17 protein-coding genes and 1 riboswitch are annotated in these 15534 nt (G+C 61.9%); of the genes, 7 read left to right on the top strand and 10 right to left on the bottom strand.

Annotated elements, in window-relative coordinates:
- Window positions 1-87 precede the first annotated feature (87 nt).
- Complete coding sequence (locus ACZYOF_RS01945; protein WP_463714652.1) at window positions 88-1212, bottom strand: GNAT family N-acetyltransferase; 1125 nt, start codon at window positions 1210-1212, stop codon at window positions 88-90.
- A gap of 529 nt (window positions 1213-1741) precedes the next feature.
- Between ACZYOF_RS01945 and ACZYOF_RS01940 the strand changes: the two genes are divergently transcribed.
- The 3 genes from ACZYOF_RS01940 to ACZYOF_RS01930 all read left to right on the top strand — a co-directional run bounded on the left by ACZYOF_RS01940 (window position 1742) and on the right by ACZYOF_RS01930 (window position 5062).
- The gene (locus ACZYOF_RS01940) at window positions 1742-2557 is read left to right on the top strand and encodes a WecB/TagA/CpsF family glycosyltransferase (RefSeq protein ID WP_130578500.1); all 816 of its coding nucleotides are present in this window, start codon (window positions 1742-1744) and stop codon (window positions 2555-2557) included.
- Window positions 2558-2729: 172 nt separating this feature from the next.
- Window positions 2730-4040, top strand: a complete 1311-nt coding sequence (locus ACZYOF_RS01935) for an O-antigen ligase family protein (protein ID WP_463714615.1) — start codon at window positions 2730-2732, stop codon at window positions 4038-4040.
- The gene (locus ACZYOF_RS01930) at window positions 4037-5062 is read left to right on the top strand and encodes a glycoside hydrolase family 5 protein (RefSeq protein ID WP_463714614.1); all 1026 of its coding nucleotides are present in this window, start codon (window positions 4037-4039) and stop codon (window positions 5060-5062) included. Before ACZYOF_RS01935 ends, ACZYOF_RS01930 begins: the two co-directional genes overlap by 4 nt.
- Here the strand turns inward: ACZYOF_RS01930 and ACZYOF_RS01925 are convergent.
- From ACZYOF_RS01925 to ACZYOF_RS01910, 4 genes are read right to left on the bottom strand one after another with little or no spacing between them, the layout of a single operon-like run.
- A complete protein-coding gene (locus ACZYOF_RS01925) occupies window positions 5043-6083 on the bottom strand; it encodes an NADPH:quinone oxidoreductase family protein (RefSeq protein ID WP_463714613.1) in 1041 nt (346 codons plus the stop codon). The genes ACZYOF_RS01930 and ACZYOF_RS01925 overlap by 20 nt on opposite strands.
- Window positions 6084-6086: 3 nt before the next feature.
- Window positions 6087-6860, bottom strand: a complete 774-nt coding sequence (locus ACZYOF_RS01920; protein WP_463714612.1) for a crotonase/enoyl-CoA hydratase family protein — start codon at window positions 6858-6860, stop codon at window positions 6087-6089.
- Between the two features lie 19 nt (window positions 6861-6879).
- Window positions 6880-8100: an ABC transporter substrate-binding protein gene (locus ACZYOF_RS01915; protein WP_463714611.1), complete on the bottom strand. Its 1221-nt coding sequence runs from the start codon at window positions 8098-8100 to the stop codon at window positions 6880-6882.
- Window positions 8097-9284 (bottom strand): CaiB/BaiF CoA transferase family protein, encoded by a 1188-nt coding sequence (locus tag ACZYOF_RS01910; RefSeq protein WP_463714610.1) that lies wholly within the window; start codon window positions 9282-9284, stop codon window positions 8097-8099. The genes ACZYOF_RS01915 and ACZYOF_RS01910 overlap by 4 nt, the downstream gene beginning before the upstream one ends.
- Window positions 9285-9377: 93 nt before the next feature.
- Between ACZYOF_RS01910 and ACZYOF_RS01905 the strand changes: the two genes are divergently transcribed.
- A complete protein-coding gene (locus tag ACZYOF_RS01905; protein WP_463714609.1) occupies window positions 9378-10019 on the top strand; it encodes a TetR/AcrR family transcriptional regulator in 642 nt (213 codons plus the stop codon).
- Complete coding sequence (locus tag ACZYOF_RS01900) at window positions 10016-11071, top strand: hypothetical protein (protein WP_463714608.1); 1056 nt, start codon at window positions 10016-10018, stop codon at window positions 11069-11071. The genes ACZYOF_RS01905 and ACZYOF_RS01900 overlap by 4 nt, the downstream gene beginning before the upstream one ends.
- Window positions 11072-11104: 33 nt before the next feature.
- On the opposite strand, the gene ACZYOF_RS01895 is transcribed toward ACZYOF_RS01900, so the two are convergent.
- From ACZYOF_RS01895 to cobT, 5 genes are read right to left on the bottom strand one after another with little or no spacing between them, the layout of a single operon-like run.
- Window positions 11105-11812 (bottom strand): CbtA family protein, encoded by a 708-nt coding sequence (locus ACZYOF_RS01895; RefSeq protein ID WP_463714607.1) that lies wholly within the window; start codon window positions 11810-11812, stop codon window positions 11105-11107.
- A 6-nt stretch (window positions 11813-11818) separates the two neighbouring features.
- Window positions 11819-12001, bottom strand: coding sequence for a CbtB domain-containing protein (locus tag ACZYOF_RS01890; protein ID WP_463714606.1), 183 nt, complete (start codon window positions 11999-12001; stop codon window positions 11819-11821).
- A 25-nt stretch (window positions 12002-12026) separates the two neighbouring features.
- Window positions 12027-12326, bottom strand: a complete 300-nt coding sequence (locus ACZYOF_RS01885) for a hypothetical protein (RefSeq protein WP_463714605.1) — start codon at window positions 12324-12326, stop codon at window positions 12027-12029.
- 28 nt (window positions 12327-12354) lie between these two features.
- A complete protein-coding gene (cobS, locus tag ACZYOF_RS01880; RefSeq protein ID WP_463714604.1) occupies window positions 12355-13137 on the bottom strand; it encodes an adenosylcobinamide-GDP ribazoletransferase in 783 nt (260 codons plus the stop codon).
- The gene (gene cobT, locus ACZYOF_RS01875) at window positions 13138-14193 is read right to left on the bottom strand and encodes a nicotinate-nucleotide--dimethylbenzimidazole phosphoribosyltransferase (RefSeq protein ID WP_463714603.1); all 1056 of its coding nucleotides are present in this window, start codon (window positions 14191-14193) and stop codon (window positions 13138-13140) included. It lies immediately after the preceding gene.
- A 76-nt stretch (window positions 14194-14269) separates the two neighbouring features.
- A riboswitch (cobalamin riboswitch) is annotated at window positions 14270-14450 on the top strand.
- A 111-nt stretch (window positions 14451-14561) separates the two neighbouring features.
- Here cobT and ACZYOF_RS01870 point away from each other — a divergent pair.
- Together ACZYOF_RS01870 and cobU are read left to right on the top strand one after the other, a co-directional pair.
- Window positions 14562-15011, top strand: coding sequence for a DUF1636 domain-containing protein (locus tag ACZYOF_RS01870; protein WP_463714602.1), 450 nt, complete (start codon window positions 14562-14564; stop codon window positions 15009-15011).
- The gene (gene cobU, locus ACZYOF_RS01865) at window positions 15008-15532 is read left to right on the top strand and encodes a bifunctional adenosylcobinamide kinase/adenosylcobinamide-phosphate guanylyltransferase (protein ID WP_282529367.1); all 525 of its coding nucleotides are present in this window, start codon (window positions 15008-15010) and stop codon (window positions 15530-15532) included. The genes ACZYOF_RS01870 and cobU overlap by 4 nt, the downstream gene beginning before the upstream one ends.
- Window positions 15533-15534: the final 2 nt, after the last annotated feature.

Below are 15534 nucleotides of genomic sequence, written 5' to 3'. Positions count from 1 at the left end.
CCGAAAAATGATCATGCTCAAACAAAGAGCTAAAACCGGATGACGATTCGAAGAAAAGCCATCGCGCTTTGGCGAGCACGTTTAAGTTCAGGTGCGGACCGGCAGCAGCTTGAATTCGGCCATCCTTTTGGCGGCCAGTTTGATCCAGGGCGCCTGTCGTAACGCGAACAGAGCAAGGGAGCCGGTGACGCTACCGGCCTGAGTCACGCTCCACAACGGGGAGGGCTGGCCGCCAAACATCTTCTTGTACGGCTCGTCGCCAATGGTGAAATCCAGGATCTGATCCCCGCGCTCGATGCAATCCCTGGCGACTTGTTCGAACATCAGCGCGCCGATGGATTGGCTCTTGTATCCCGCGATGTCGAATGCGCTCATAATGATGAGGAAGTTGCCGCGGTGGCGCAGTCCCAGAACTGCCGCAATCAGGTTGCCGTCCATTTTCATGGTGTAGAGACGAACAAAGGCACCCAGGCCGCGGAGCGCCACGGTGGAATAGAAGTCGAAGTATTCGGGACGCTGCAACAGGTCGCCATCGCCCTGGGCTCGAAACCGCGGGCCTCGAAAGTTCTTCATCATCTCCATCGCGGCCATGATGGATGCATCGTCGTCGCAGCATGAAAAGCTCAACGCGCCCTTCTTTTGGAGCTGGCGCAGCTTCTTTGCGAGTTCTTTCTGATAGGAGCGGCTCAGCGCGCTCGCCCGCCATTGCTCGAACGGGGCGACTAGCGCTGTCGCGTACGCGTTCATCTCCATGACGATGCGGCGAGGCGCTGCCATAAGATTTTCGATCGGCATTCTTCCATCAGGAAGCTTGCACATTCGCAAGAGATCGAACGGCCTGACGAGCTGCCGGAGCGTCAGGCAGGCATCCTCGTCCTGGAGCAGCTCGGAAAATGCCACGGCCGTGCCGACAGGGGTCAGATAATCGGACACGCGGAGATCAGCGAATTCAACCGTCTGCATCGGCCCGCGCGGCACCCGCATCAAAGGCAGCACCATCGCCAGTTTTCCGGCCACGCGACGGCGGATCGTGACGATCAGGGGTTTGGCTGCCGCGGCGGGCGCGAGCTTACCGTAGAGCGTATCCAGCCACACCGGATGCTGGAACGCTGTCGCGTCCGAGCCATCAAACAGTTCGGCGTACTCTTGATTCAAAAAATCAAATGCGTTGTCGATGCAGACATCGAACGCGTCGTTATTATTCTTGTTCATACGTGCGAAAGGCAAACCGGACTTTTTCAGCGCGCCGGTCGAGCCGGAGCTGCGACCTTCTAGCACAGCCAGACCGGCGGAGACACGGGCAGAGTGCGATTTGGATTAATGTATTGTGGTCGTCGCCCGGTGCGCGGATTCTTACCAAATGTTTGATAACCGGCCGACCTTGCCACCGCCGCGCAGCGCGTAACGTTTCGTTATGGTTAGCGAGCCCGTCGCACCGTTTGCTAACGGTTAACCAGTTCAGGCAGCTTCGAACTGTCGCGACCACTCGCAGCCGCCAATGGACCGCATATTGCAGTTCGCGTAGACAACAATCGGAATCTCTAACTGAAGCGCTTGAGTCATGATGAAAGAGCAAGTTTCCGGCCCGATTTCGACATCACGGGACGAGGACGAACGCAAGTCGCGTGTCGAATTCGGTCGGACTGTCTCGACCGTCCGGATTTGTGACACTCCGCGCGAAGCGCCGACACAAGTGTCAACGGGCCCAACTTCACGCGGTGAACCGTCGCAGAAAGACAAAGTGCGTGAACGTCGCGCGAACCTCATCGGCAGAGCGGCCACCGCCGAGGTTCCGCGTGTCACCGTCGGCGGGCTCCGGCTCGCCGTGCTCGATCTCGAGCAGACCGCCGATTTCATGATCGAGCAGGTTTCGCCAAAACGCCGTGCAAACCGTCCGCTTTATCTGACCTCGGCCAATGGCGAGGTGGTGGCGCGCTGCTCGACCGAGCCGATGACGGACCGCCTGTTTCGCGCCGCCGACCTCATCAATGCGGACGGACAGCCGCTGGTCACGGTGTCACGGTTCAAGTCATCGCAGCCGCTGCCGGAGCGGGTCGCCACCACCGACCTGTTCCACATCGTCGCTCGCAAGGCCGAGGAGGCCGGGCTCTCCTTCTACATGTTCGGCGCTGACGAGGCGGAGAATGCCGCCGCCGTCGCCAATGTCCGCAGGATGTATCCGAAGCTGAAGATCGTCGGTCATTCGCATGGCTATCTGCGCGGCGACGCGCTGCGCGCCAAGGTCGACGAGATCAATGCGCTGGCGCCCGACTATCTCTGGGTCGCGCTCGGCGTGCCCTACGAGCAGGCCTTTGTCGAGGAGTTCACGCCCGGGCTCTCCAACGTCGGTGTCATCAAGACCTCGGGCGGGCTCTTCAACTTTCTCTCCGGCAGCCGCCCCCGCGCGCCGCAATGGATGCAGAATGTCGGGCTGGAATGGGCCTGGCGGGTCTGGCTCGAGCCGCGCCGGCTGTTCTGGCGCTATCTGACCACCAACCCGCGTGCGCTGTACCTGCTATTTAACAGGAGCCATTCCACGCCAACCAAGCACGACTGACGCTGCGCAGCTCGAAAATGCGCCGCGATGTATTCTCGGCCCGCCCAGTGCGGCGCGATCTGTACCCATTGAGATTGGCATTTGCCGGAGCCGCATTGGCGTGGCGTCCTGCGCACCCGCCGCGACCGGCGACGATAGCAAATAATTAACCGTGCTTCACGAAGCTCATTCCATGACCGGAGCACAAATTCAGATGGACACGGGCGCGCTTGACGGCGCGATCCGGCAAACGCGCGGTATCGACATCGAGCGGGCCGCTAAGGCCATCATGAATTGGTCCATCACCATCAATGTGGTGGCATCGATGGGGACCTTCAACACTGCCCTGTTGGCGGTGGAACAGACTTTCCTGCAGCAGTTCGCTGCGTTGTCGATGTGGATTGTGCTGATTTATGCAAGCGCGTTTGTGCGCCCCAACCTGCGGCTGGGGTTCAATCTCGACCTGATCGCGATCGTTTCGTTCTACGTCCTTGCCGCCGTTTCCGTGCTTTGGACAAATCTGGGCCTTGCCGCCATCATGAAAAGCGCGGCTCTTGTCATAACAACCTTCGGCGCATTCTGCCTTATCACGCGACTTGACATCGACGATATCGTCAAATCGATCACTCGGGGCCTCTTTGTACTGGTTGCGGCATCCGCTTTTTTCGCGATGTTCGTGCCGGATATCGGAATTGACCGCAGTTGGATGCACAACGGTCAATGGCAAGGTGTTTACGAATCAAAGCAGACGCTCGGCTTTGTGGGCGCCTATCTCATGTTCTTTGCCTATTATCGAAAGATAACAGGGCAGAGATGGCTACCCTTCCTTGTTACATTCCTGCTCGCTTCAACGTGCGTCCTGGCTTCGGGCTCGCGAGGCGCCGGTGCTGTGGCGTTGGCGGCCTGCGGTTTGCTTTTCACCTCCCTGCGGTCGGTGAAAAGCATGAAAGTCTATACGGTGTTGCCCTTTGTCATGTGCATCATGGCGGGCTTCCTGATCCTGTATTTTTACGTGACGGGATACGACTCCATCCATCTCTTTGATTTGAGCATCGACTTCACGGAGAGAACCTTCATTTGGCAGTATGCGATAAGCCACTTCGACGATGCGCCATTGCTCGGTTTTGGGATAAACGGATTTTGGACGACCCAATCGATCTACGATTATTTCGAGCAGAACCACGGTTGGGTGCTCGACAACTACCACAGCGGCTACATCACCATTCTCATGGAAACGGGACTTTTGGGTTACCTCCTTTTTGCGGCAAGCGTCTTCCTGTTTTCGAACAAGGTGCTCCATCTGATTTCATCCCGATCGATCGATCGGTTTCATTGTGCCCTGATCATAGGGTTCTCCGTCCTCAGTTTTCAGACCAATTTTACGGAGACGATATTTCTTCGTTCCACGATGTTTACATCCGTGCTGTTGCTGGTGTTCTTCCTCGCAACCTGTCGGCCGGTACTGCCGGAAGATCACAGCTATCGTGAGTTGGCGCAGGAATGATTGCTATACTTGCCGGTTGGCCAAAAGCGCTCAAACTTCTCCCGCTGGCTTTTGTCTTTGCAGCGTGGATGCCACGAGCCTACGGGTCTGAGCAGATCGCGTTTCGCGACGTGGCGGGATTGGGGCGCGGCATCAATATTCTGGGATATGACGGCATTTGGGAAGGCGCCGCGAATGCGCCATTCCGTTTGGATAACCTGACCGCAATTCAAAAGGCCGGCTTCTCGCACGTCAGAATCAACTTCTTCGGCTTCAGGCATATGGATGCGGACAACACCCTTGATGAAGCCGTCTTGAAACGCCTCGATACAGTTATCGAAGAGGTTCTTGCGCGGAAGCTCATTCCCATTCTGGATGAGCACGATACTGATTTTTGCCAGCGTGATATCTCGCGATGCGCCGGGAAGCTCAGATCGTTTTGGAAACAGATCGCGTCGCGCTATGCAGGGAAATATCCTGCACTTATATTTGAAATTCTGAATGAGCCTGGGGGCCATATGACCTCGGCGGAATGGAACGCGCTCCTTAATGAATGTCTCGGCATCATCCGCGTGACGAACCCCGGGCGAACTGTCATCGCCGCTGTTCTCAACACCGACGACGCGCCTATTGAGGAACTGGTTCTGCCGGCCAGCGACAGAAAGCTGATCGTGACGTTTCACTACTACGCGCCCATAACGTTCACGCATCAGGGCGCGCCATGGTCCCGCACGTTTTCGAAGATTGGCCCGCTGGATTGGGGTACCCGTGAGGACGAAGCGAAGGTCGTCGCTGATTTCAGAAGGATCAATCTCTGGTCACAGCGGGAAAAACGTCCGATCTATCTTGGCGAGTTCGGGGTCTATGAGCGTGCCCCATCTGGAAGCCGCCTGAGATATTTGTCCTTCGTGGCGAGAAGCGCCGACCGATTTGGCTGGGCATGGGCCTACTGGCAGTTCGACCACGATTTCGCTGCGTTCGACAGCGTCCGTCAAACCTGGAATTGGGACGTTTTGCACGCTCTCATGCCGTCTGCGCAGTGAAGCTGTCGGCGGCCCTGTCTCCCGGCGCGAGAACGATCTTGCCGATAACTTCACGCCGCTCGACCCGTCGGAGGGCGTCTGCGAATTGCGGCAGCGGAAGCGTCTGATCGACTGGCGCGCGAAGCTTGCCTGCTTCGTGAAGTGCGAACAGTTCCTCGAACAGGTTTTTCACCCTTGCACGCAAGACGGCGTCCGCCTTGGACTTGCCCCAGGCCATGTAGAACCCCCAATAGAGCCCGATCACGGTGAGGTTCTTCACCAGGATGATGTTTGCAGGGATTTGGGGAATGCGGCCGGATGCGAAGCCGATCGGCAGAAGGCGGCCGAGCGGAGCGATGCAGCGCAAGGAATTGTCGAAGACGTCGCCGCCGACCGGATCGAATACGACATCGGCGCCGCGGCCTTCCGTGATCTCGAGCACGGAGCTGCGAAATTCGTCGTGCTTGTAATCGATCACGTGATGGGCGCCATATTCGGCGGCGACAGCGGTCTTGCGTTCTCCACCGGCGGTCGCGATCACGCGCGCGCCGAGCGCGCGGCCGATCTCGACGGCGGCTAACCCGCTCGCGCCCGCGGCGCCATGGACCAGAAGGGTTTCTCCGGGCTTGAGGTTTGCCCGCCACGCAAGGCCCGCATAGGCAGTGGCGTAGATCGTCGGGAACAGCGTGGCGCCGGCGAAGCTCAGCGAATCCGGAATCTTGAAGACGTTGGCGGCATCGACGATCGCCTCCTCGGCGAATCCTCCGGACGGCAATCCGGCGCAGACACGATCACCGACCCTTAGCTCGGTCGTTGCATTGGGGGCGATTTCCAAGACGACGCCGGCGACTTCCGTTCCTGGAATAAAGGGTAACGATGGACGGTTTTGGTGCTTGCCCGCAATGAACAACAGATTGGCGAAGCTTACTCCGGCGGCGTGCACCGAGATCCGAACTGCTCCGGCTTCGAGAGACGGGTTCGGGACTTCTTCGAAGGATAAATCGTCTATGCCGCCGAATTGCCGTCCGATCACCGCCCGCATGCGCTAGTCCTTCTCGATCGCGCCATGACGTCCCGCGCCGGACGCAAAGCGGGTAGCGCCACCGCGTGCTTCCTTCTGACGAGCCTCCAGCGACAGGCTCGTTTCAAGTGCGAGAGCTTCCTTCTCGGACAGATTCCACTGGCGAATGGCCGACATCCTGTCGGAGCGCATCGCGATTTGCGGAAAGGCCGCGATCTCGTGCGCCAGCGCGACGGCAGCGGAGAGGGCTTCCCCGGTGGGCACCAGCCGGTCGGCAAGCCCGATCGCGACTGCTTCCGCGCCCGATACTTTCCTCGCCGTCAGCAACATATCGAGGGCGCGCCCGGCGCCGATGAGGCGAGGCAGCCTCACCGTCGTGCCGTCACTCATGGGAACGCCCCATCGCCGCGAGAGCACGGCGAAGGTCGCGCTCTCCTCGGTGACGCGCAGGTCGCATCGCAAGGCGATGCCGAGCCCCCCGGCGCACGCGTAGCCCGCCACGGCGGCGATGACCGGCTTCGCGAGCAAGTCGTGGCACGGACCGTCGGGATCGCCGCCCCATGGCTTGTACTCGTAGCCGGCAGCGAGCTCCTTCAGGTCGGCGCCGGCGCAGAAATTTCCTCCCGCGCCTGTCAGCACTGCGACCGCCTGATCGGGCGCACTGTCGAACGCCCGCAGCGCCTTGGTCAGTTCGGCTGCGGTCTCATTGTCGAGAGCATTGCGGACTTCCGGACGGTTGATGGTGATGATCGTCACCGGGCCGTCGTTCTCGACCAGCAGCTTGCGGTTCTCGGCCATGCCCGACGCGCTCCTCGGCTCAGTGGGTTTTCAGGAGTGGACACTCGCTTTCGTCGGCCGGACGCCAGGCTTTGTCGCCCGGAATCGTCGCGACGATCTTCCAGTAGTCCCAGGGTCCCTTCGACTCCTCGGGCTTCTTGACTTCGGTCACGTAGAGATCGCGCAGCAAACGGCCATCCGCGCGAATCTTCGCGCCGTGGGTGAAGGCGTCCTCGACGGGCATCTCGCGCATCTCGGCGGCCACCTTGGTCCCATCGTCCGTTCCGGTCGCAGCGACCGCTTTCAGATAATGGACCACGGAGCTGTAGACGCCGGCCTGCACGATCGATGGCGGCCGGCCTATCTTGTCCCAGAAGCGCTTGGCGAAGGCGCGGCTGCCGTCGTCGAGGTCGTGATAATAGGTCGTCGAGGAGACCAGACCCTGTCCGTTCTTCAGGCCCATGGCGTCGACGTCGTTGATGAACATCAGGAAGGTCACGACCTGTGTATTGGAGCCGATCACATTGTATTCCTGCGCCTGCTTGATCGCGTTGCTGGTGTCGCTGCCGGCGGTGGCGAGCGCAAGCACCTTGGCTCCGGAGCCCTGAGCCTGGAGCAGGAACGAGGAGAAGTCGGGAGTGTCGAGCGGTGCACGTACGCCGCCGATGACCTTGCCACCGCTGGCCACGATACGCTTGGTCGCCTCGCTTTCCATCGACTTGCCGAACGCATAGTCCGCGGTGATGAAGAACCAGGTGTCGCCGCCGCGCTTCAGGACGCCTTCCGGCGGAGCAGCGGCGAGCGCATAGGTGTCGTACATCCAGTGAAAGCTGTAGGGTGAGCAGGCCTTGCCGGTGATCTCGGCGGTCGCGGGTCCGGACAGCAGGATGATCTTCTTGCGCTCGCGCGAGACGTTCTGCATCGCGAGCGCCGCCGCCGACGATCCGCCATCGGCGATGACGTCGACACCCTGCGCGTCGTATTCCTGGCGCGCGAGATTGGCGGCGATATCGGGCTTGTTGGCATGGTCGGCCGAGACGATCTCGATCGGGGCGCCGGCGACCTTGCCACCGAAATCCTCCGCTGCGAGTTGCGCCGCGAGGATCGAGCCCTTTCCGCCGGCGTCGGCATAGATCCCGGTCATGTCGTTGAGGATGCCGATGCGTACGACGTTGTCGGACACTTGCGCGACCGCGGAGGATGCCATCAGACTGGCGAGAAAGCCGGCCGCGATGGCACTCGTTGTTGCTCTTGCTTTCATTTTCTTACCTCCCTTTGGTCTGCCTCGATGACCGTGCCGTCTTCGGCGAGCCGGTCGATCGCAGTTTGCGAATAGCCGTGTTCGATGAGGATCTCGCGCGTATGCTCCCCGAGCCTGGGCGGCGCGGGCGCGTGTGCATTGGGCGCCGCGGTGCCGGGAAGCAGGGTGAGCGGAAGGCCTTCGAAGGCGCCGCCCTGAAGCGTCGCAGCCAGCCCGAGGCCCTGCACGTGAGGATCGGCAAGGAAGGCCTGGTAGTCCTGAACGGGACCGCACAGCACGTCCTGTTCCTCAAAGGCGCGAACCCAATGTGCACTCGGCCGGGTGCGAAGGATGTCGACGACTTCGCCGGTTATTTCGCCAGCATGCGCCAGGCGGCCGGCTTCGGTCGCAAAACGAAGGTCCTCGATCCAATCGGATTTGCCCAGCGCATGGCAGATGCCCCGGAACATGGCGTTCGACACGCATGAGAGATTGATGTGGCCGTCCGAGGTGGCGAAGGTTCCGATCGGCACGCTCAAAGGCGGGCTCGGACGGTCACGATGCATGGCATCGTCGATGATCGGCATCGCCTGAAACGCCGCCGCGACCTCCACGAGCGAGATCCTGATGTGACGTCCGCCGCGTCCGGAGAGGCGCCTGTAGAGCGCTGCACCGACCTGCTGGGCCGCGTAGATACCGGCGGCGGTGTCGACCGCCAGCATTCCGATCCGCCGCGGCGTGCCCGCGCTATCGCGATTCATTACCATCATGCCCGTGAAGCCCTGGATGATGGTGTCGGTGGCGGGACGATTTTCGTAGGGGCCGGGGCCGAAGCCGAGGATCGAAACGTAGATCAGATCGGGATTGGCTGGCCGCAACTGCGCATCGGCGATCTGCAGCCGCTCCACAACACCGGGACGGAAGTTTTGGATCACGATATCGGCTGAGGCCGCGAGGCCGGCGAGAACTTTGCGGCCGTCCGGCCTGGTTCCGTCGATGCAGATCGCGCGCTTGCCGATGTTGGGAACGAGGCTGAAGGCTGTGTGCCCATCGACCGATCCGCCGATCGTGCGGGCCCAGTCGCCGCTCGGCGGCTCGACCTTGACGACGGACGCGCCGCCGCGGGCGAGGATAGCTCCGCAGTAGGGACCCGCAAATCCCTGGCTTACGTCGAGGACACGCAGCCCCGCGTAATCGTCCGTCATCCACCCTGCCTTTTCTTAGATACTGAGTAGTATGTTGCAGCCTACCGAGTAGTATGTTTGGATGTCAATTGCGCGCAGCGCAGGAGGGGTATCTTGAGCAAGCTTGGCAAAATCGAAACCGGCGAGCCGTTGGCGGATCGGAGGATCGACATTCTCGACGCTGCCGCGCGCGCTTTCATGCGCCAGGGCTTCGCCGCCACGTCGCTCGATCGGGTGAGCGACGAGATCGGTTCGACCAAAGGCGCGATCTATTATTATTACCGAAGCAAGTCCGAGCTCTTCTTCGCCGTGCACCGCCGTGGCATGGAACTGACACAGGCGGCGATCCGGCCATCTTTCGAGACCCCGGCTTCCGCGCGCGACCGCCTGCACGGCATGGCGGTCGCCCATACCATCCTGGTCATCGATCACCTGCCTTATCTGCGCGTGATCGCGCAGGGACTGGAAATGCATCTTCTGGAACGCACGAACGAGAGCGAGAGGGCGAAGCTTGCCGATGTCGCCGCGCTGCGCGAGGCCAACGAGAACCTCTATATCCGGGTGATCAAGGATGGGGTCGCTTCCGGCGAATTCAGGTCCGTCGATGCCAAGCTCGCCGCGAAGCCATTGCTTGGCGCCTTGAACTGGACCTCGCGCTGGTACCAACCGCGTCCCGGAGAGACGCAAGCGGCCAAGAAACGCGTGGCGGAGTCGATCGCGGATTTCGTGGTCGCCGGTTTGGAGAAGAAAAATTGAGCGGAAGTGCGGAGAGCCGAGCCAAGGATGACGTCGCCGCCTATCGGGCCGTCGAACTGATCTACCATTCCTATCTCACCGGCCTCATCCTGATGCTATCTTCCCGCGCCGGCGCGGCGCGCGCGGCCGAGGTGGTGTTTCGGACCTTCCGACGCCAGCAATTGGCGCGCTTTGTTCCGGGGTTGAAAAAGCTGGGGCTCGACAAGCTCCCGCACGCAGTGGCCTGCGCGCAATACCATTATCTCTCGAACCAGGTCGGCGGCGTTAAGGTCGAGTATGTCTACGAGAGCGATCAAAAGGCCTGGGTACGATATCCGCCGCCGCGATGGATCTGGTCGGGCACCGCGATCTGCGGCATTCCATCGGAGGTGTCGCGCGCGATGCTGCGAGGATGGCACGCCAATAACGGCGTCGTCCTCGGTAATCCACGGCTGGGCTTCGTCTGTACCGGCCAGACGGTCGACGGACAGCCCGGCCTGGAGGGCTACTACAAGGAGTGGGATCACGACCTCACGCCCGATGAACGGCTGCAGTTCTCGCCCGGCGAGCAATGTCCCCCGTTTCGAGCTGATCTTGCGCCACGGCTTCCGGAAAACACCTGGCCCGAAGAGCGCCTTCAGAAAGTCCTGCGCAACTATGCGATGGAATACATCACGTCGATCGTGCCGGAAACCATCGCCGTGCTCGGCCCCGACGAGGGCGGCCACCTTGCCGGCGCAGCAGCGCGGCTGGTGGGGATGCACACCCTTGATGACGTCGCTTCGCTGCTCGGCGGTGTCGGTCCCGGCGCTGAGGGCTTCGCCAGTGCTTTTGCTCGCATTGCCCGCGGGCAGGGCGACGACGCCGAGTTGCGCGTGCAGGGCGCGACCACGACGGTACGGCAGACCTCATGGCACCTGATGGCAGAACGCGGCCCGCTGTCTCCGGCGGTGTTCGACGCCTGGAATGAACTGTGGGTCGGCGCCGCGCTCGCGCATGATCGTTTCATGCGTGTCGACATGACGGAGCGCCGTGATCGCGGCGATCCGTCCTGGTGCTGGCAATTCCGGTGAGGAGCCAGCGGGCGCAGCCTGACGATCGGCCGCCTAACTTCGTTGTCTTGATACTTTCTCGAACGCGAGGCTGGTTGCGATGCCCAGCAGGCTCCAGAACAAAAGTCCGGTGAGTACGACGGTCACCACGAACTGGTGAGAAAGGGAGGCCGGCACTTCGACATGAGACTCGGGCGCAACAGGCGCGCCGACGAGATGCGGTATGATAATGAGTATGAGCCCGAGGACCGCAGCCCACGGTTCAGAGCGCAGGACCAGGAGGTAGAGCGCTGATGCTGTCAGAGCGGCGGTAGCGACCCACCAGATTTGCCGCGCGGTGAGATCGGCGACCGGCAAACCCGGCAGCTCCGGAGGGAGGCCGAGACCGGGCGCCGCGACAAAAACGACGAAGCCGCCGAGGCCCCAAAACAGACCTTCGCGCCAATGGACCGGTCGTTGCCGAAGCGCATAGATGCCGGTGAGCAGGAGGCCGAAGCCAATCGCGGTAAGGACGTTGGCGGCGACGGTCAGGGCGTTGCGCTGCAAGCCCTCTTCAGGTTCCCATTCCGCATCGTGATGATGATCCGCTTCACCACCACTGGAATGGGCGGCCTTGTGCTGCGCATCGGCCGCGGCTTTCTCGTAGATTTCGCTCTTCTGGATCAGCGGCACGGTTCCGAAGAACTGCACGACCGATATCAGCGCGCCGACGATCAACCCGGCAAGCGACGCCGCAAACACGATCGATCTGAAGACGTGCATCTGTCGTCAGTGACAGGGGAAGGCGTTCGCGTGGCGCACGTCGTGGGCGGCGTTATGGACGGCACTGATGTGCGAAAAGCCGACCATGCCAACGACGAACAGACCGAGAGCCATCGCCAGAACGGCCTGAACGATGACATTCGTGCCGGTTGCAACGGCTGTAAAATTGGCTGACTGCGTCTGCTGCATGGTGATCCTCATTCCGCGAGTCATTCTAGCCCACGGCATCGCCCGATGCGACCGAATTTTTTATCCGGCGACGGATGTCGCGGCTCGTAAGATGAAAGTTCTCCGTTTCTCGGATGCTTCTGGCGATCAGCTTGGCGTGGGCCGCCGCTTCGAACGAATCGCGGTGTATCAGGTAGAAGTCGATGCACTGCCGTGGCGAAGGCGTGTAACCCAGCAGCGTCCGGAATGCGCGCCGGTGCATGACGCATATGCCCATGTGTCCGGTGGGACGGAATGCCAATGAATCGATGCCGCTTCGCCAGATCGGTTCGCTCTTGTCAGACACCGGTGACTCACTCGAACATGGGCGCAGATCACATGGCCGACCGGATGACGGCGGCAACGCCGAGCAGAAAGCCGACCTCGAACGCCTGCTCGATGGCCCCGAGCACGTCGCCGGTATAGCCGCCGATCAGCCGTCGCGACCACAGCGTGACCGCAACTGCCAGTGCGATACCGCAAGCGATGCCGACAATAAGCGCGGTTGGGGTATGCGTGCCGGAGGCCGCAGCAAGTGGCGTCAGTGCGAGCAGCGCCACAATCGTTGCGAAGCCGATTTCGCCTGCCCGGAGCGGAGAGGGCGTATAGGCCACCTTCATCGCGGACGTGTTGCCTGCATATTTCATCCAGCCGACGATCGGCAGCACCACGGCGCGGCCGGCGGCTCCGCTCGCAATCAGCGCCGCCGCGCCAATCCAGGCCGGCATCTCGGCGAGCGCCGCGACGCGCAATGCAATTGCGAAAATCAGCGCAAGCGTGCCATAGGTTCCAATCCGGCTGTCCTTCATGATGGTGAGACGCTGTTCGACCGTCCAGCCGCCGCCAAAGCTGTCTGCGGTATCGGCCAGGCCATCCTCGTGCAATCCGCAGGTGAGAAGGACACTTGCCAACACCGCCAGGAGCGCCGCGATGACTGGCCCCAACACGAGGGCTGTGAGCACAAGGGTCGCCGCCGAAACGAGACCCACGATCGCACCAACCAGCGGGAAGAATTGCGACGAGCGGACCAGCCACTCGGAATCAGGCGCATCGTTCGAAGCGCCGACAGGGATGATCGTAAGGAATCGGACCGCGTCGCGAAAACGATCCAGGCGCATCTAGATCCTTCCCTCCAGCACGTCGCTGAGGTCGGCGACATCGGTCAGCAGGCGGGACGCGGCCCGTACCAGCGGGACGGCCAGCAACGCGCCGGTACCCTCGCCAAGTCTCATGTCGAGAGCGAGTAGCGGCCGTGCCTGAAGCGCCGCGAGCACGATGTCGTGACCCTTTTCGGCCGACCGATGTGCGAAAACGCAATAGTCGCGCGTCGCCGGCGCCAGCCTGACGGCAACAAGGGCGGCGGCGGACGAAATGAAGCCGTCGATAACGACAGGACGACGATGCGCCGCTGCGCCGAGCGCTGCGCCCGCCATCATGGCGATCTCGAGGCCGCCGAATTCCCTGAGCACCTCGAACGGCGCCGTGGCATCGCTACGATTGGCCGCCTTGTGGACGGCAGCGCGCTTGCGCGCCATGCCCGGTTCGTCCTGGCCGGCGCCGACGCCGATGCAATCATCCAGCGGAGCGGGCGCCAGCCGATGCACCAGAAGCGCCGAAGACGCCGTGTTACCTATTCCCATCTCGCCGAGCGCGATGATGTCGGCGCCATCATCGATTTCACCGGAAGCTATGGCAAAGCCGGCCGCGAGCGCCTTGCGCGCTTCCTGGGCCGACATCGCCGCCTCGCGCGCAGAATTCGCGGTGCCGGCCCGAATCTTGATGGCGAGGAGGTCGCGATGGGAAGGCAGTTCGCTGGCGACGCCGGCGTCCACGACGCGGATCCTGACATCCGAGGCGGCCGCAAAGGCGTTGGCGCTGGCGCGACCTGCGAGATAGGTCCTTACCATCGCGGCCGTCACGGCGGACGGATATTGCGAAACGCCTTCTTCCGTCAGCCCGTGATCACCAGCGAACACGAGCAGGACGGCGTTCTGCAGCGCTGCGGCGGATGGATGGGTGATCGTGCCGAGCTGCACAGCCAAATCTTCGATTCGTCCGAGCGATCCCGGCGGCTTGGCTTTGCCGTCGATTCGCGCGCGCATCGTTGCGGCAAGCGTCTGATCGATTGGAGCGATCGCGGGGATTTGCCAGTCAGATGGGATTTGGAAGGTCATGGGCTCCTCGTGCGCGCGCCTTAAGTGGCCGAAGGAAACGGGCAGGTCAACTGCGGTTGACCGCCGTCGCGGGGACAGCTAGCGTGGCGGCGATGGTCCTTCCTTCGGGAAGGTGAAAAAGGGAAGCCGGTGCAAGGCCGACGCTGCCCCCGCAACTGTAAGCGGCGAGCCAAAGCCGAAGCCACTGGGATGACCGGGAAGGCGGCGAGAGGCGACGACCCGCGAGCCGGGAGACCTGCCATCGCGTATTGTGCTTTGGAGGTTCGTCGGGCGGGGTGCACCGGACGGAATGAGTTCGATGGTCGTTCCACCGTCGAACGCGATCCAACAAAGCTCGCGGCCGTCATGGCCCTGACTTGAGCATTGTGATGGATCGCAACGACGTCGATCAGCAAGACCCTGATACTCGCCCGGACGAAGCTTTGCCTGCGACCGCGCCTGGCGGTTCTGTCATCGTGAGCGTATGCGTCACCTGCAAGACGTCAGAGGGCGTCCTGGCTGGCCCTGCCATGTTCGACGCGATCCGGATCGCTACAAGCGAACGTGATGCTGCCGTTCAAGTCCGGCGCGTGCAGTGCTTGAGCGTGTGCAAGCGGCCGACCACGGTCGCGGTTTCGAGCTCGGACGGCTACACCTTCTTGTTCGGCGACCTCCAGCCCGAGGGGGCTAGTGCCGTCGTGTCTTTCGTCGAGTCCTATCGCAAGTCGATCTACGGCCTGGTGCCGTGGCGCGAGCGCGCCGAAATCCTGCGCAAGGGAATGGTGGCGCGGCTGCCGCCCGCCCGCTGGTCGCCGGAAGATGGCAGCGCCCCGAAATGACTGATCTCTCGACCACTTTGGTGTTGGGGGGCGCACGCTCGGGCAAATCGGCTTTTGCCGAGCGGATGATTGCCGAAAGCGGCCTTGCACGCGTGTATCTGGCAACGGCGACCGCAGGCGACGGAGAGATGCAGGACAGGATCGCGCATCATCGCGGCCGGCGTGGGTCGGATTGGACAACCGTGGAGGAGCCGCTGGCGCTCATTGATGCCTTGACACAGGTATCGCGGCCCGGCTGCGCGGTGTTGGTCGATTGCCTGACACTCTGGCTCTCCAACCTGATGCTCGCAGGGCGTGACCCCGATGTCGAGACGAAAGGGCTCGCGCGGTTTCTTAGCGTAGCAGCAAACCCTGTTGTCCTGGTGTCGAACGAGGTCGGTCTCGGCATCGTGCCTGAAACCAGGCTCGGCCGCGAATTCCGCGATGCGCAGGGCCGTCTCAATCAAGTAATCGCCTCGGTCGTTCCCAACGTCGTGTTCGTCGCGGCCGGCCTTCCGCTGTGGCTCAAACGTTCCTCTTAAGG

Source organism: Bradyrhizobium sp. LeoA1Lang (genome assembly GCF_055413685.1).
Note: the sequence above shows the minus strand (reverse complement) of the source record. Positions and strands in the feature narration are given on the sequence as shown.

Excerpts from the sequence above, each read along its gene's own strand:
- ACZYOF_RS01910 (WP_463714610.1), bottom strand. The coding sequence starts at position 9,284 with ATGACGGACGATTACGCGGGGCTGCGTGTCCTCGACGTAAGCCAGGGA.
- ACZYOF_RS01930 (WP_463714614.1), top strand. The coding sequence starts at position 4,037 with ATGATTGCTATACTTGCCGGTTGGCCAAAAGCGCTCAAACTTCTCCCG.
- cobT (WP_463714603.1), bottom strand. The coding sequence starts at position 14,193 with ATGACCTTCCAAATCCCATCTGACTGGCAAATCCCCGCGATCGCTCCA.
- ACZYOF_RS01935 (WP_463714615.1), top strand. The coding sequence starts at position 2,730 with ATGACCGGAGCACAAATTCAGATGGACACGGGCGCGCTTGACGGCGCG.
- ACZYOF_RS01945 (WP_463714652.1), bottom strand. The coding sequence starts at position 1,212 with ATGAACAAGAATAATAACGACGCGTTCGATGTCTGCATCGACAACGCA.
- cobU (WP_282529367.1), top strand. The coding sequence starts at position 15,008 with ATGACTGATCTCTCGACCACTTTGGTGTTGGGGGGCGCACGCTCGGGC.
- cobS (WP_463714604.1), bottom strand. The coding sequence starts at position 13,137 with ATGCGCCTGGATCGTTTTCGCGACGCGGTCCGATTCCTTACGATCATC.
- ACZYOF_RS01920 (WP_463714612.1), bottom strand. The coding sequence starts at position 6,860 with ATGGCCGAGAACCGCAAGCTGCTGGTCGAGAACGACGGCCCGGTGACG.
- ACZYOF_RS01890 (WP_463714606.1), bottom strand. The coding sequence starts at position 12,001 with ATGCAGCAGACGCAGTCAGCCAATTTTACAGCCGTTGCAACCGGCACG.
- ACZYOF_RS01915 (WP_463714611.1), bottom strand. The coding sequence starts at position 8,100 with ATGAAAGCAAGAGCAACAACGAGTGCCATCGCGGCCGGCTTTCTCGCC.
- ACZYOF_RS01870 (WP_463714602.1), top strand. The coding sequence starts at position 14,562 with ATGGATCGCAACGACGTCGATCAGCAAGACCCTGATACTCGCCCGGAC.
- ACZYOF_RS01895 (WP_463714607.1), bottom strand. The coding sequence starts at position 11,812 with ATGCACGTCTTCAGATCGATCGTGTTTGCGGCGTCGCTTGCCGGGTTG.
- ACZYOF_RS01925 (WP_463714613.1), bottom strand. The coding sequence starts at position 6,083 with ATGCGGGCGGTGATCGGACGGCAATTCGGCGGCATAGACGATTTATCC.